The organism is Roseateles sp. P5_D6, assembly GCF_054049415.1.
The window spans coordinates 1-13,562 of the sequence record NZ_JBFUMK010000006.1 but is presented as its reverse complement, the minus strand read 5'-3'; the positions used below and the strand labels follow the sequence as shown (position 1 = coordinate 13,562).

Annotated in this window: 9 protein-coding genes; 8 read left to right on the top strand and 1 reads right to left on the bottom strand. The window is 69.1% G+C overall.

From position 1 onward, the window contains the following. The first annotated feature begins 87 nt into the window (after window positions 1-87). From mnmG to ACXJKM_RS09375, 8 genes are all read left to right on the top strand, one after another. A complete protein-coding gene (gene mnmG, locus ACXJKM_RS09410) occupies window positions 88-2,049 on the top strand; it encodes a tRNA uridine-5-carboxymethylaminomethyl(34) synthesis enzyme MnmG (RefSeq protein ID WP_457351898.1) in 1,962 nt (653 codons plus the stop codon). After that, window positions 2,046-2,672: a 16S rRNA (guanine(527)-N(7))-methyltransferase RsmG gene (gene rsmG / locus ACXJKM_RS09405; protein WP_056190927.1), complete on the top strand. Its 627-nt coding sequence runs from the start codon at window positions 2,046-2,048 to the stop codon at window positions 2,670-2,672. Before mnmG ends, rsmG begins: the two co-directional genes overlap by 4 nt. Before the next feature lie 126 nt (window positions 2,673-2,798). Beyond that, window positions 2,799-3,572: a ParA family protein gene (locus ACXJKM_RS09400; protein WP_056190929.1), complete on the top strand. Its 774-nt coding sequence runs from the start codon at window positions 2,799-2,801 to the stop codon at window positions 3,570-3,572. A 37-nt stretch (window positions 3,573-3,609) separates the two neighbouring features. Next, a complete protein-coding gene (locus ACXJKM_RS09395) occupies window positions 3,610-4,044 on the top strand; it encodes a hypothetical protein (protein ID WP_457324037.1) in 435 nt (144 codons plus the stop codon). Further along, complete coding sequence (locus ACXJKM_RS09390) at window positions 4,041-4,574, top strand: N-acetyltransferase family protein (protein WP_457351896.1); 534 nt, start codon at window positions 4,041-4,043, stop codon at window positions 4,572-4,574. Before ACXJKM_RS09395 ends, ACXJKM_RS09390 begins: the two co-directional genes overlap by 4 nt. Next, the gene (locus ACXJKM_RS09385; RefSeq protein WP_457351894.1) at window positions 4,571-5,317 is read left to right on the top strand and encodes a GNAT family N-acetyltransferase; all 747 of its coding nucleotides are present in this window, start codon (window positions 4,571-4,573) and stop codon (window positions 5,315-5,317) included. Before ACXJKM_RS09390 ends, ACXJKM_RS09385 begins: the two co-directional genes overlap by 4 nt. A gap of 100 nt (window positions 5,318-5,417) precedes the next feature. After that, a complete protein-coding gene (locus ACXJKM_RS09380) occupies window positions 5,418-6,449 on the top strand; it encodes a DUF4892 domain-containing protein (RefSeq protein WP_457351892.1) in 1,032 nt (343 codons plus the stop codon). Window positions 6,450-6,468: 19 nt separating this feature from the next. Continuing rightward, window positions 6,469-7,497 (top strand): OmpA family protein, encoded by a 1,029-nt coding sequence (locus ACXJKM_RS09375; RefSeq protein WP_457351890.1) that lies wholly within the window; start codon window positions 6,469-6,471, stop codon window positions 7,495-7,497. A 22-nt stretch (window positions 7,498-7,519) separates the two neighbouring features. Here the strand turns inward: ACXJKM_RS09375 and ACXJKM_RS09370 are convergent, their stop codons facing one another. Continuing rightward, the gene (locus ACXJKM_RS09370; RefSeq protein ID WP_457351888.1) at window positions 7,520-13,150 is read right to left on the bottom strand and encodes an alpha-2-macroglobulin family protein; all 5,631 of its coding nucleotides are present in this window, start codon (window positions 13,148-13,150) and stop codon (window positions 7,520-7,522) included. Window positions 13,151-13,562: the final 412 nt, after the last annotated feature.

Below are 13,562 nucleotides of genomic sequence, written 5' to 3'. Positions count from 1 at the left end.
CAACGGGGTGACTTATCCACAGCCGCTTCGTAAAATTCGCGGTTCGCCTAGGCGCCTTGCCCGGCGATTGCTCTTTCCAGGATCCAGATGCTTTACCCCAAGGAATTCGATGTCATCGTCGTCGGCGGTGGCCATGCCGGCACCGAGGCGGCGCTCGCTGCCGCCCGCATGGGCGCGCAGACGCTGCTGCTGACCCACAACATCGAGACCCTGGGCCAGATGAGCTGCAACCCCAGCATCGGTGGCATCGGCAAGGGCCACCTCGTGAAAGAGGTCGACGCCCTGGGCGGCGCGATGGCGCTGGCCACCGACGAAGGCGGCATCCAGTTCCGCATCCTCAACGGCAGCAAGGGCCCGGCCGTGCGCGCCACCCGCGCCCAGGCCGACCGCATCCTCTACAAAGCCGCCATCCGGCGCATGCTGGAGAACCAGCCCAATCTGCAGCTGTTCCAGCAGGCGGTGGACGACCTGATGGTGGAAGGCGACCGCGTCGTTGGCGCCGTCACCCAAGCCGGCATTCGTTTCCGCGCCCGCTCCGTCGTGCTGACGGCCGGCACCTTCCTGGACGGCCGCATCCACGTCGGCCTGGAGAACTACGCCGCCGGCCGCGCCGGTGACCCACCGGCCGTGAGCCTGTCGGCCCGGCTGAAGGAATTGAAGCTGCCACAGGGGCGCTTGAAGACCGGCACACCACCGCGCATCGACGGCCGCACCATCGACTTCAGCAAGTGCGAGGCGCAACCTGGTGACCTCGATCCGGTGCCCGTGTTCAGCTTCATGGGCAAGGCAGCCATGCATCCGCGGCAGGTGCCCTGCTGGATCACGCACACCAACCTGCGCACGCACGAGATCATCCGCAGCGGCTTCGACCGCAGCCCCATGTTCACCGGCGTCATCGAAGGCGTGGGCCCGCGCTACTGCCCGAGCATCGAGGACAAGGTGAATCGCTTCGCCGACAAGGACTCGCACCAGATCTTCCTGGAGCCCGAGGGCCTGACGACGCATGAGTTCTACCCGAACGGCATCTCCACCTCCCTGCCCTTCGACATCCAGCTCGCCGCCGTGCGCAGCATCCCGGGCCTGGAGAACGCCGACATCCTGCGCCCCGGCTACGCCATCGAGTACGACTACTTCGACCCGCGCGGCCTGAAGGCTTCCTTCGAGACCAAGGTCATCCAGGGCCTGTTCTTCGCTGGTCAGATCAACGGCACGACCGGCTACGAGGAAGCGGCGGCGCAAGGCCTGTTCGCCGGCCTGAACGCCGCTCTGCAGGTGCGCGGYGACACCGCATGGACGCCCGCGCGCGACCAGGCCTACCTGGGTGTGCTGGTGGACGACCTCATCACCAAGGGTGTCACCGAGCCCTACCGCATGTTCACCAGCCGCGCCGAGTTCCGGCTGCAGCTGCGCGAGGACAACGCCGACGCACGCCTGACTGAGATTGGCCGCCAGCTCGGCCTGGTGGACGACGCCCGCTGGGCCGCCTTCAACCGCAAGCGTGATGCTGTTTCACGTGAAACTGAGAAGCTGAAGAGCACTTGGGTCCATCCCGGCATCTTGCCGGCAGCGGACGCCGAGCGGCTGGTCGGCAAGGCGCTGGAGCGTGAATACACACTGGTCGAACTGCTGCGCCGGCCCGGCGTCTTGTTCGACACCGTCGCCGAAGTCGCGGCGATCGCGCGCCCCGAGGCGGGTGTTTCACGTGAAACACTGACCGCTGAGCTGGGCCAGGAGCTTGCCGACCTCGTCACCGAACAGGTCGAGATCAGCACCAAGTACGCCGGCTATATCAACAAGCAGGTCGACGACGTCGCCCGCGCCGCGCACTTCGAACACCTCAAACTGCCCGACGAGCTGGACTACGGCCTTGTGCACGCCCTCTCCTTCGAGGCGCGCCAGAAGCTGAACACCCACCGCCCCGAGACGCTGGGTCAGGCCTCGCGCATCTCCGGCATCACCCCGGCCGCCATCTCGCTGCTGCTGGTGCACCTGAAGAAGGGCAAGTTCAAGGGCTTCACGGAAGCTGCCGATGTTGCGGTGACTGCATGAGGGACACGCTCCAAGCGGCGGCACGCGAACTCGGCCTCGAACTCAGCGACACCCAACTCGACCAGTTGCTGGCCTACCTGGCCCTGCTGCAGAAGTGGAACAAGGTCTACAACCTGACCGCCGTCCGTGACCCGGCGCAGATGCTGAGTCACCACCTGGTGGACAGCCTGTCCGTCATCGCGCCGCTGAAACGCCACGGCGTGCCGGCCCGGCTGATGGATGTGGGCGCCGGGGGCGGCCTGCCCGGTGTCGTCATCGCGATCTGCTGCCCCGGCACCGATGTGAGCTGCGTCGATGCCGTCGCCAAGAAAACCACCTTCATCCAGCAGGTCGCAGCCGAGTTGAAGCTGCCCAACCTGCGCGGTGTGCACAGCCGCGTCGAGGCGCTGAGCACCGAGCCCTTCGGCGTCATCACGTCCCGCGCCTTCGCCTCGCTGGTCGATTTCACCAGCTTGACCCGCCAACACTTGGCCGAAGGTGCGGTCTGGATGGCCATGAAGGGCCAGCACCCGGCCGACGAGATCGCTGCCTTGCCCGCCGACGTGGATGTGTTTCACGTGGAACAACTGGTCGTTCCGGGCCTGGACGCCCAGCGCTGCATCATCTGGATGCGGCCTAAGTAGAAACAAAGCCACAGAGACACAGAGGCACGGAGAAATTCAGCTTCTCTCCTCTGTGTCTCTGTGCCTCTGTGGCTGTGTTCGCCTTTATCCTCGCGCCTCGAACCCGACGCCCCGACAAACCAACAGATGGCCAAGATTTTCTGCATCGCCAACCAGAAGGGCGGCGTCGGCAAGACCACCACCACCGTCAACCTCGCCGCCGGCCTGGCCCAGATCGGCCAGCGCGTGCTGGTCGTCGACCTGGACCCACAGGGCAACGCCACCATGGGTTCCGGCATCGACAAGCGCAAGCTGGAGCTGACGGTCTACGACGTGCTGCTGGAGTCCGCCTCCCTGGCCGAGGCCAAGACTCGTGCCGAGAAGGCCGGCTACGACGTGCTCGGCGCCAACCGCGAACTGGCCGGCGCGGAGGTGGATCTGGTGGCGCTGGAACGCCGCGAGGCCCGCATGAAGGCCGCCCTGCTCGATGCTGGCAAGGACTACGACTTCATCCTGATCGACTGCCCGCCGTCGCTGTCCATGCTGACGCTGAACGGCCTGTGCAGCGCCCACGGTGTCATCGTGCCCATGCAGTGCGAATACTTCGCACTCGAAGGCCTGACCGACCTGGTCAACACCATCAAGCAGATCCACGCCAACCTGAACCCCGACCTGCAGATCATCGGCCTGCTGCGCGTCATGTTCGACCCGCGCATCACGCTGCAGCAGCAGGTCAGCGACCAGCTCAAGGCTCACTTCGGCAACAAGGTCTTCGACACCGTCATCCCGCGCAATGTGCGGCTGGCCGAGGCGCCAAGCTACGGCCTGCCGGGCGTGGTGTTCGACCCCAGCTCCAAGGGGGCCCAGGCCTTTGTCGAGTTCGCCAAGGAGATGGTGAGGCGGATCGAGACGATGCGGTGAGAACCCGCTGATGCGCTGGAGGCGCGCACTGTCCTGGGTGGCGCTGGCCATCGCCGCACTGATCGGCGGCTGCTCGGTGCTGCTGAATCAGCTGTTCCCCGCCGATCTGTGCGCAACCGAGGTCTTCACCAAGGTGCGGTCGCCCAGCGGCAAACTCACGGCCATCGTCTATGAAATCGACTGCGGCGCGACCACCGGTTTCTCGCGCCAGGTGGTCATCGTCCCCACGACCGAGCGGCGCATTGATCCCCAAGCCCTACCTCGCGGCTTCTTTGCCATCTCGCTGGGCTCGGCCGTCGACGACCATCTGTCCATGCGAGACGGCCTCGTCGATCTCCATTGGTTGGCCGATGATCATCTGGACATCGCTTACCCTGCCGGCTCACGCCCGATCCGATCCGCGGCCCGCAGCGACGGTGTCGACATGACCTACCGGACCTATCTCAACGCCCCCGATGGCGCAAAGCCATGAGCTTGGCTGTCCTGCGCCCCATGACGCCGGCCGACGCGGACGCCGTCGCCGCCCTGCACGCCATCAGCTGGCGCAGCGCCTACCGCGGCATCGTGCCCGACAGCTTTCTCGACCACGACGTGTTCGCCGAGCGCCAGGCCATCTGGCGTGAGCGCCTGCAGACGTCGCCGGCTGCGTCCGCCTTCGGCATCGTCGCGGAAGACGCCGCCGGCCAGATGATCGGCTTCGCCTATGTGCTGCCGGGCCACGACCCAGTCTGCGGCACGCTGGTCGACAACCTGCATGTCCACCCCGAGCTGAAGGGCGGCGGCATCGGCCGCCTGCTGCTGCAAGCCATCGTCCGCGAGCTGGGGCCGGCGCACAACCAGCCTCTGCACCTGTGGGTACTGGACCAGAACGAACCCGCCAAGCGCTTCTACGCCCGCATGGGCGCCGAGTTCATCGACCCCGGCACGACCCCGCCCTTCGGCGGCGTCTGCCTGCCCGAATGGCGCTGCATCTGGCGCGACCCTGCCGTGCTGCTTCCATGATTGACGCCCTCGCCCTGCGCGCCGAACACGCTGGCCTCGACGCCAGCGCCCCGCCCCAGCAAGCCGACATCGACGGCTGGCTGATCCGCCTGTCGCCCGGCAAGGCCAAGCGCTCGCGCTGCATCAATGCGCTGCGCCAGGGCACCCTGCCGCTGGATGAGCTGCTGGCCCGTTGCCAACGCGCCTACGACGCCGCCGGCCTGCCGCTGGCCGTGCGCGTGACGCCCTGGAGCCAGCCGGCGGACCTCGATGCCTTGCTCGCTGCCAAGGGCTGGGGGGTGTTCGATGCGGCCGACGTGATGGTGCTGGGCGACCTCGCTCCCGAGCCGGCTCCACCCGCCCTCCAGGCCCTCGATGCCAACACCTATGCCGCCGCCGTCGGCGCGCTGCGCGGCTCTTCCGTGACGGCCATCGCCGCCCACGCCGAGCGCATTGCTAACGCCCCGGTCACCTACCAGGGCTTCGCACTGAACGACGCCGGCGGCGCGCTGCTGGCCTGCGGGCAAATGGTCGTCGATGGCGACATCGTCGGCCTCTACGACATCTTCTCCGCCGTGCCGCGCCAGGGCCATGGCGAGCGCCTGTGCCAGGCCTTGCTGGCCCTCGCCCACGCGCAGGGCGCTCGCCAGGCCTATCTGCAGGTAGGCAGCGACAACGCCGCCGCCCAACGCCTGTATGCGCGCATGGGCTTCGTCTTCGCCTACCGCTACCACTACCGCAGCCCGGAGAAGCAACTCGTCTGACGGCGAGTCACTTCTTTCGGCTCCCACGTTTGCAGGTCGCTGTGGCGAGGGTCTCGCGCGTTGGCTGCGTCAACATCGCGCCTCCAACCCGCCGCCACTCATGACGCCACTCCGCGCTGCCCTCGCCCTTCTTGCCGCCCTGACCCTCGCCACTGCGCAGGCCGACGCCCCCAAGGCCGACGTCGCCAAGAGCGCCGACCACCCCGTCCTCAAGCGCTTTGCCGGCAGCGTGCTGGTGGGCTATGCGCAGCAGGACTGGGAGCAGCGCAGCTTTCCCGACGCCAGCGGCGTGTCCAAGACCGAGAACGACAAGTTCAATCGCCCGGTCAGCCTCGAAGGCAAGGTGACCCGCCTCTTCTACCTGGCTCCGCTGGGCAAGAGCCCGCTGGAGGTCTACCGCAACTACCAGCAGGCGCTGATCGCTGCCGGCTTCAAGACCACCTGGCAATGCGAGAGCGAGGCGCAGGGCTGCACCAAGGCCCACTTCGCACTGGACAAGTACGAGCGCATGAAGGGCATGCACTGGGCTGAGGGCGACCTGCCCGCCATGGACGGCGACCACCAGGGCGCCGCCTGGCCCCTGGCCGCGGCCATCACCCATGACCAAGGCCGCATGCTGGTGGGCACGCTGGCCAGCGGCGGCCGCTCGCTGAACCTGCTGCTGTTCACGTCCATGGCCGAAAACGAGTACACCCACCGCGCCGCCACCTACATCGAGATCGTCGAGCCCAAGGCCATGCCCGCCGGCCAGGTCACGGTGGACGCCAAGGCCATCGGCCAGGGCCTGCAGGCTGAAGGGCGCATCGCCCTGTACGGCCTGTTCTTCGACACCGGCAAGACCGACATCAAGTCCGAGAGCAACGCGCAGCTCGACCAGATGGCCGCCGTGCTGAAGGCCCAGCCGGCGCTGAAGGTGCTCATCGTCGGCCATACCGACAACGTCGGCGCCATCGACGCCAATCTCGCGCTCAGCGAAGGCCGCGCCAAGGCGGTCGTCGCGGCGCTGACCCAGCGCGGCATTGCGGCCACCCGGCTGCAGGCGCGCGGCATCGCCAACTTCGCGCCCGTGGCGCCCAACACCAGCGATGACGGCCGCGCCAAGAACCGCCGCGTCGAGATGGTCCTGCAATAACGCCCGCAACGACGACGCCATGAACATCACCCTCCGCTTCTCCGCCGCCCTGCTGGCCGCTGCCGTCCATCTCAGCGCGCCAGCCGCCGACGCACCCTACGCCGACGTGCCCGGCGCCGCCGACCACCCCCTCGTCAGGCGCTTCGCCGGCTCATGGCTGGCCGGCCAGCATGTCTCCAACTGGGACGCCGCCGTGCTGCCCGCCAGCGTCGAGCTGTCCAAGGCCGACAAGCGGCAGTTCAAGGACCCGATGCTCAACCTCGAGGGCAAGGTCACGCAGACGGTCTACATCGCGCCGCGCGGCAAGTCGGCGCTGGAGGTGTGGCGCAACTACGAGCAGGCGTTGAATGCCGCCGGCTTCAAGAAGCGCTTCTCGTGCGAGCGCGACTGCTTCGACCTCTACTTCGCCTGGCTCAAGCAGAGCGATCCGACCAAGGGCTTCAACTGGGCCAAGGGCACGGTCGACACCCCCAGCAGCGGCCGCTACAGCCTGACCTCGGCCCTGTCCGGCGACGAGGGCCGCATGCTCGTCGGCACGCTGGGCAAGCCCGGCCAGGAAGCCACCGTGCTGCTCTACAACTCGCTGGCCGCGAACGCCACCACCGGCATGGTGGCCACCTATCTGCAGATCGTCGAGCCCAAGGCCATGGAGACCGGCCAGGTCACGGTGGACCCCGCCGCGCTGCAGGCCGGCCTCGCCGCCGAGGGTCGCGTGACGCTTACGGGCCTCTTTTTCGACACCGGCAAGACCGAGCTCAAGCCCGAGTCCAAGGCCCAGCTCGACGCGATGGCCGAGCTGCTGAAGAACCAGCCCACGCTGAAGGCGTACATCGTCGGCCACACCGACAACGTCGGCACCTTCGAGGCCAACCAGGCGCTGAGCATGGAGCGCGCCCGCGCCGTCGTGCTGGCCCTGACCGCGGCGCCGTACAAGGTCGACACCAAGCGCCTGAGCGCCAAGGGCCTGGCCAGCCTGGCACCGGTGGCGGGCAATGGCGACGACACAGGGCGGGCGCGCAACCGGCGCGTGGAGCTGGTGGCGCAATAGCCCGGCGGCGCCAGGCCCTGCCTCACGGCTCGATGCCGAACACCGCGTTCGGCGCCTCGCCAAACACCTCCGGCGCGTACATGGCCTCCACGCGGGTGGGAGACAAAGTGAACTGGCCGGGGTTGTTGAGGCGGATCGTGTATTCGAGGCTGAAGTCGCCGCGCGGCACGTGGCGGTAGAAGGACTTGAACGACGTGAAGTCGCGGGCCTGGTACAGCGGCCAGGCGTTGCCCGTGCGCTGCTCGCCGGCCTGGGCGGCGGCGGAATCACGGCCCAGGCCGTTGCCCAGGATGCTGGCGCCGGCCGGCACCGGGTCATCCACCACGACCCAGCTCATGTCGGCCTGGGCATGGATGCTCAGGCGCACGCGCGCGATGTCGCCCACATGCCATTGGCCCGGCACCTTCTGCTGCACGGCGGTGATGCTGCGGCTCAGGCTGTAACCGGCTGAGCGCGGCGCCGTCAGCGGCACGGCGGCGCGCACCTCCACCGAAGCCCAGGGCGCGCCGGCGCCATCGTGCTGGATGTGCAGCGCGTCGGTGGCCTTGCCCAGGGGAGCGTCGAAGGACTTGCTGCCCGGCTCTTTCCAGCTCAGGGTCTTGCGTTGCTGGCCGAGCGCGATGCGCGTCTCGCCGGCCACGGGCACCGGCTCCAGCAGGCGCGCGAAGGCATCGACGGCCAGCGTGCCCCAGGCGTTGGCGTTGGTGGTGGCCCAGGCGCCGTTCGTTTGCTGGCGGCTCAGCAGCCCCGTCAGCAGGCGTGGCAGGTCGGCTTTCCAATCGGGCAGGTCGGCCACGGCAAGCAGCAGGCGCGCGGCGTCCACGTCGCCGTGGCTCATCAGCCACCACCAGTAGTCGCGGGCCTCGGTGGAGAAGACCATCCGGCGCCCCTGGTAGGTCAGCCGGGCGCGCAGTGCGTTCGCGGCCGCAGTCTGCAGGGCCAGCTGCGCATCGGCTTTCCTCAGCACCGTCAGCCAGTCGATCAGCATGCGGGTGGTCCACTCGTCGGGGTCGACGCGGATGGCGTCGAGCTGCCCGGGTGCGAGCCGTTGGTAGCGCGCGAGCGTCGCCAGCGCGCCGATCCTGCGCGCCAGGCCGTCCTCGCTGGGCGCCCAGAACGCGCGCTTGATGCGCCCGGCGGCAAAGCCTTCCAGCCCGGCCAGCATACGCTTGCGCTCGGCCTCGGGAATGGGCCAGCCCGACGCGTCGGCCAGGTCCAGCAGATGACCGGTCAGCGTGTCGCTGCCCAGCCGCGCGAGGGCGGATTCGGGCGGGAAGTAGTTGGCCAGGCCGTCTTCGTCCAGGTAGCGCGGCAGCTCCGCCATGGCCGCATCCCAGGCCTTGCGGTCGTGCATGCCGACCGCGCGTGAAACGCTCTGCTCAAGGCAGCGGTAGGGGTAGCTGGCCAGCCAAGCCTGCACGCCGCCCAGTTGGCCGGCCAGGGAGGGCAGCAACTGCACGGCCACGCGGGCGGTACCGGCTACCGCCCCGGCGCCGTCGAAGCCGAACGCCGGCACGTCAAAGCTGCCGTTGACCTGGGCCAGCGTGGCCGCCTGCACGGTCACGGGCACGGCGGGTTCGACCTGCTGCGTGGTCTCCAGCACGTCCTGCCGGCCCGCAGCGCCGCGTTCCTTCGCAGCGAAGCGCCAGGTCAGGGCCTGGGCACCCTGCGGCACGCGCACCTGCCAGCTGATCTGGCGCGCCTCGCCCGCTGCCAGGCGCAGCGCCTGGGCCGGCAACGCGGCCTGGCCGGCGAGGCCGGCGCTGGCGTCCAGCGTGATGGGGCCAGCGGACGTGTTGCGCACCGTCACCAGCGCCGCAAACCGGTCGCCATCGCGGACGCGCGGCGGCAGGCCGGCGGTCAGCTGCAGGTCCTTCATCACGTCCAGGTGGGCCGCGCCGGTGCCGAAGTCCTCGCTGTCGGCGCTGGCCACCGCCACCAGCCGGAAGCGGCTCAGCCCGTCCTTGATGGGAAAGCTCACGACGGCGTCGCCGTTGTCGTCGACGGGCACGTCGGCCTGCCAGTACAGCAGGGAATCGAGCAGGGTGCGGGCCGGCGGCGCCGCCGCGTCACTGCCGGCGCGGCGCGAGACGGTGACCCCCGCTGCCCCGACCACACGCTGCAATACCTCGGGATACACGCCGTCGTTCTGCTTGATCTTCTGGGCACTCTGCAACGCACTCCGCTGGCCCGTGACAGCCACAATCCCGGCGGCCTTGTCAGCCGAGAGCTGAAGGATGTCCATGAGCATGACCTCCGCGGAGCGCAGCATGGCCCGCTCGTCCACTGCGGGGTTCATGACCAAGCCACTGGTCGTGTACACGTTGTGCAGGCGGGGGGCCTGCATCCGGGCCAGCAGCTGCCAGCTCGGGTTGCCCTTCAGGCTCAGCAACGCTTCGTCCACCGCCACAAAGCTGAGCTTGCGCGCTACGGGCAGCCGCTTGCCATCTGCCGTCGCGACGTGGATGCGGACCCGGGCGGTGTCGCCGGGCTGGTAGCGCGCGCGGTCGGGCGCGAGGCTGACCCGCAGCGCATGGGCTTCGGTGGACACCATCAGTTCGGTGATGCCCGTGGCCACGGCCGCAGGCAGCGGCCCCGCATCGGCATCCAACGCCAGCAGCGAGACCGACACATTGCCCGCCCACTCGCGGCGAATACGCAGCGGGATGCGGGCCTGCGCCGCGTCCAGCGTGAGCACGCGGGACTCCAGGACGCCCCGGCGCTCCATCGTCAGCCACACGCGCGACCGTTTGAAGGGGCTGGAGACCACGATGCTGGCCATCTCACCCTCGCGGTACAGCGCCTTGTCGGCGTTCACAAACAGCGGGCCGGCCGGCAAGCGCTGCGCATTCGTATAGCTGGGCACGCTGTAGGCGGCGGCCACCCTGCCGTCCGCGTCCGCTGAGGTCGCCTCGAACTGGTACACGCCAGCCTTGCGGGGCACGAAGCCGCACACCAGCTCGCCCTTGTCATCGGTCAGGCCCTTGCAGACCTCGCCCAGGTCCTCGACGGGGCCGGAGACGTATGCGTCCCTGCGCCTGGCGCTCACGCTGACGGGCTGCCGGCTGCGCCGCGCGCCGTTCTCGTCGAGCACCAGGCTTTGCACTTCCAGCGGCCGCAGGACCGCGACCGAGCCTCTCGTGCGGACGCCGACCGTCAGCAGGCTGGGCAGCACGTCAAAGCCTTGAGACACGGTCTGGGCCTCGCCGTTGGGGTCCTGGTAGCTCAGTTCGGCACGCAGCACATACGGCCGTGCGCGCCGGGGCAGCGCGGGCAGCGTGGCCTGCGCATGGCCCTGGGCATCGAGCTGCAACGACTGCGTGTCCAGCAGCAGCTGGGCCGGCTCAGGCTCCGCTGCGGCCGGTTCGTCGAGGAAGGCCGGCATGTCCGTGTAGCCATCGAGCAGATCGGGCCTGCCGTATTCCCGCGCCTGGACATAGACCCTCAGCGTGACGGGCCAGTGCTGCGCCGCGCCGCCGTCGGCGTGATGCAGGCCCAGCTGCAGCGTCGGTGCCGCGCCGAAGGTCAGCCGTGGCGCTTGGATCGCGCCCAGCATGCCGGGCAGGCGAAAGGCTTCGACGGCGAATTGCGCCGTGTCGTGGTCGGTAACGTTCGACGACGAACCCTCGCCGAGCTTCAGAACCACCCCGTAGCTACCCAAGGGCGCGTCACTGGGCAGCTCTAAGCGGGAGAGGCCTTCGCCGCGCGCGCTCTCCTGCAGCGGGACGGTCCATGTCTTGCGCGAACCGACATGAACAATCGTCGCGCTGCGGGGAAGCTCGCCTGCGGCCAGCCCGGCCTCGGTCTCCCGCCGCACCACGTGCCGCATCGACACCGTCTCGCCCGGCTTGAACAGGCTGCGGTCCAGCACCGTATGCGCCCGGATGTACGAACTGTTCCAGGTTTCGTGAACGCGGTAGCTGGCGGCGTCGAGCAGGGCGGTCCAGCGGCTGCTGGCGACCGAGACATCCCGCTCGCCGTCGGGCCAGGTGTGCCGGGCAATGACCGTCACGCCGGCACCGAGTGGGTCGTTGCAGCGGTTGAGCGCGCTGCGGTCGATGGACGCCAGGCCGTCCGCATCGCTGCGGCCCTGCCACACGAGCTTGCCGCGGCAGTCATAGGCCCTGAGGTCCACCGCAGCGACCGGGGCGCCGCCGTCCAGCTGCGTCACCCACACGGCGCTGTTGGCCTCGGCAACCTTCAAGTGCACGGCCAGCCGCGTCAGCAACACGGCCACGCTGTCGTACGCGGGGTCGGCATCGCCCGGGACGGCGAACGCCTGCAGTTCAAGCAGATGCAGGCCCGCACCCTTGAGCGCCACCCGCCCACGGCGGGCCTCGGGAGAGCCCCCGGGCTCCACGGCCTGCAACGGGATGGCGTCGGCGTCGCCCAGCAGGGGCGGATCGACCTGCCCGCGCAGGCTACTGGCGTCGGGCGTCGAGAAGTAGTGGCGAGGGCCCTCATCGGCGCCGAGCAACCCCATCCTGCGCAGGATGAGCTTGTCTGCCGCCTCGTCGCCGTCGCCCGCGCCGATGACCTTGGCGCGCACGGCAGGCCGGGTGGCCGCCCCCTGGAGGAAGACCGGCACCGTGTTGTCGGCCCGAAGCGGCCGGATCGACACCGTGGGCACCGGAAAGTACGCCAGCCCCAGCGCGGGCAGCGTCTTGATGCTGGCGGGCCGGCGGTCACGCGCCAGCTTGCGGCCCGCGTCGTCCACGAAGTCCTGGTCCGGCCAGCGGATCCGGTACTCGGCGCGGGGCTGGAAACCGCCTTCGAAAGTGACCGTGCTGCTGGCACCGGAAGTCAGCGTGGCCGGCTGGACCTTCACCGTGCCGGGGCGCGGGCCCTGCCCCACGTCCAGGCGGATCTCGCGAAGCAGAGCTTCAGGCATCGCCGCGTTGAACTCCAGGGCGATGGGGAAACTGGCGGCACAGTCGCCGTCGGGCTGCAGGCGGCTGCACGCCACGGTCACGGCCGGCAGCGCGCGAGCCGTGAAGCTCAGCTCATGGGGCTTCAAGGTCGGGCGCACCAGCCGCAGCGTGACAGGCCTCCCGGGCGCCAGCGCAAAGGGGCAGCGCACCGCCTCCAGGCGGTCGGGCGCCTCCCACATCCAGCTGGCCTGCTGCTTCAGCCCGTCGCGAACCTCGGTCGGCAGGCGGATGGCCGGGGCCTCGGGCTGGCCCGGCGCCTCGCAGCGAACGTCTGTCGGGGTGCCGCCCAGGGGATGGGTGTAGCGCAGCAGAAAGACCTGGTCCTCCGCGACCCAGGCCGCGCCGTGGTGGGGAACAACGTTCGCGACATAGCGCTTCATCTCATCGGTCAACGCCGGCAACTGGAAGCGGAACGCCAGCGGCTCGCCCACGGCATGCCCGGCCAGGGACTTCAGCGCGGGCTTGACACGGAACTCGCAGGCCCGGCCGTCGCGCGCCTGGTCCTTCAGATCCATCACCCAGGTGCGGTCATCCACCCAGTGCGCATCGCCGGCCAGCCCGCAGTCCACGTCGAACGGCCCCGGCGCGGCGACCTTGCCCATGGGCACCATCGGCTCGCTGAACGTGGCCCTGACCTGCTCCGCGCCCGGCACTCGCCCCTGCGGGCTGAAGGTGAGCACCCGCGCGGCGGGCTCTGCCGCGCCGGCAAGCAATGGGGCCATGGCCAGCGCGCAAGCGGCGAGCATCCGTGCGGAAAAAGGCTGTGCTACCCGGGCGTGAGGCATGCCGTGTCTCCCTGTAGTTAGTTATTGGCGGCAATTGTGAGGGCCCAACCGATGCGCCACGGCGTGCTGCTGGCATGCGTTGGGGGTTCACTGCGTTCATCCCATACATGGACGCCCCCGTTTGCCAAGCGCTCTTTCAGTGGTGACGGAGAGGAAAAGATTGCAGCCATACATTCGGGCTTGGAGTGCGCGCTTGGCGCTGCTGCCCCTGATGGAATTCGCTGACCGGCGCCTCTATCAACCTATCGCGCTACTTGCGCCTTGGGGTGAGCGGGATTTGCCGGCCACGGTCTGACCTGTTCTGCCATCACGTCTTGATCGCCTGTGCAATCGCTGGAAGGCTGTCGGG

What these genes read in the sequence shown, in the direction of transcription:
- rsmG (WP_056190927.1), top strand. Translation starts at nt 2,046, where the DNA reads ATGAGGGACACGCTCCAAGCGGCGGCACGCGAACTCGGCCTCGAACTC.
- ACXJKM_RS09390 (WP_457351896.1), top strand. Translation starts at nt 4,041, where the DNA reads ATGAGCTTGGCTGTCCTGCGCCCCATGACGCCGGCCGACGCGGACGCC.
- ACXJKM_RS09385 (WP_457351894.1), top strand. Translation starts at nt 4,571, where the DNA reads ATGATTGACGCCCTCGCCCTGCGCGCCGAACACGCTGGCCTCGACGCC.
- ACXJKM_RS09400 (WP_056190929.1), top strand. Translation starts at nt 2,799, where the DNA reads ATGGCCAAGATTTTCTGCATCGCCAACCAGAAGGGCGGCGTCGGCAAG.
- ACXJKM_RS09375 (WP_457351890.1), top strand. Translation starts at nt 6,469, where the DNA reads ATGAACATCACCCTCCGCTTCTCCGCCGCCCTGCTGGCCGCTGCCGTC.
- ACXJKM_RS09380 (WP_457351892.1), top strand. Translation starts at nt 5,418, where the DNA reads ATGACGCCACTCCGCGCTGCCCTCGCCCTTCTTGCCGCCCTGACCCTC.
- ACXJKM_RS09370 (WP_457351888.1), bottom strand. Translation starts at nt 13,150, where the DNA reads ATGGCCCCATTGCTTGCCGGCGCGGCAGAGCCCGCCGCGCGGGTGCTC.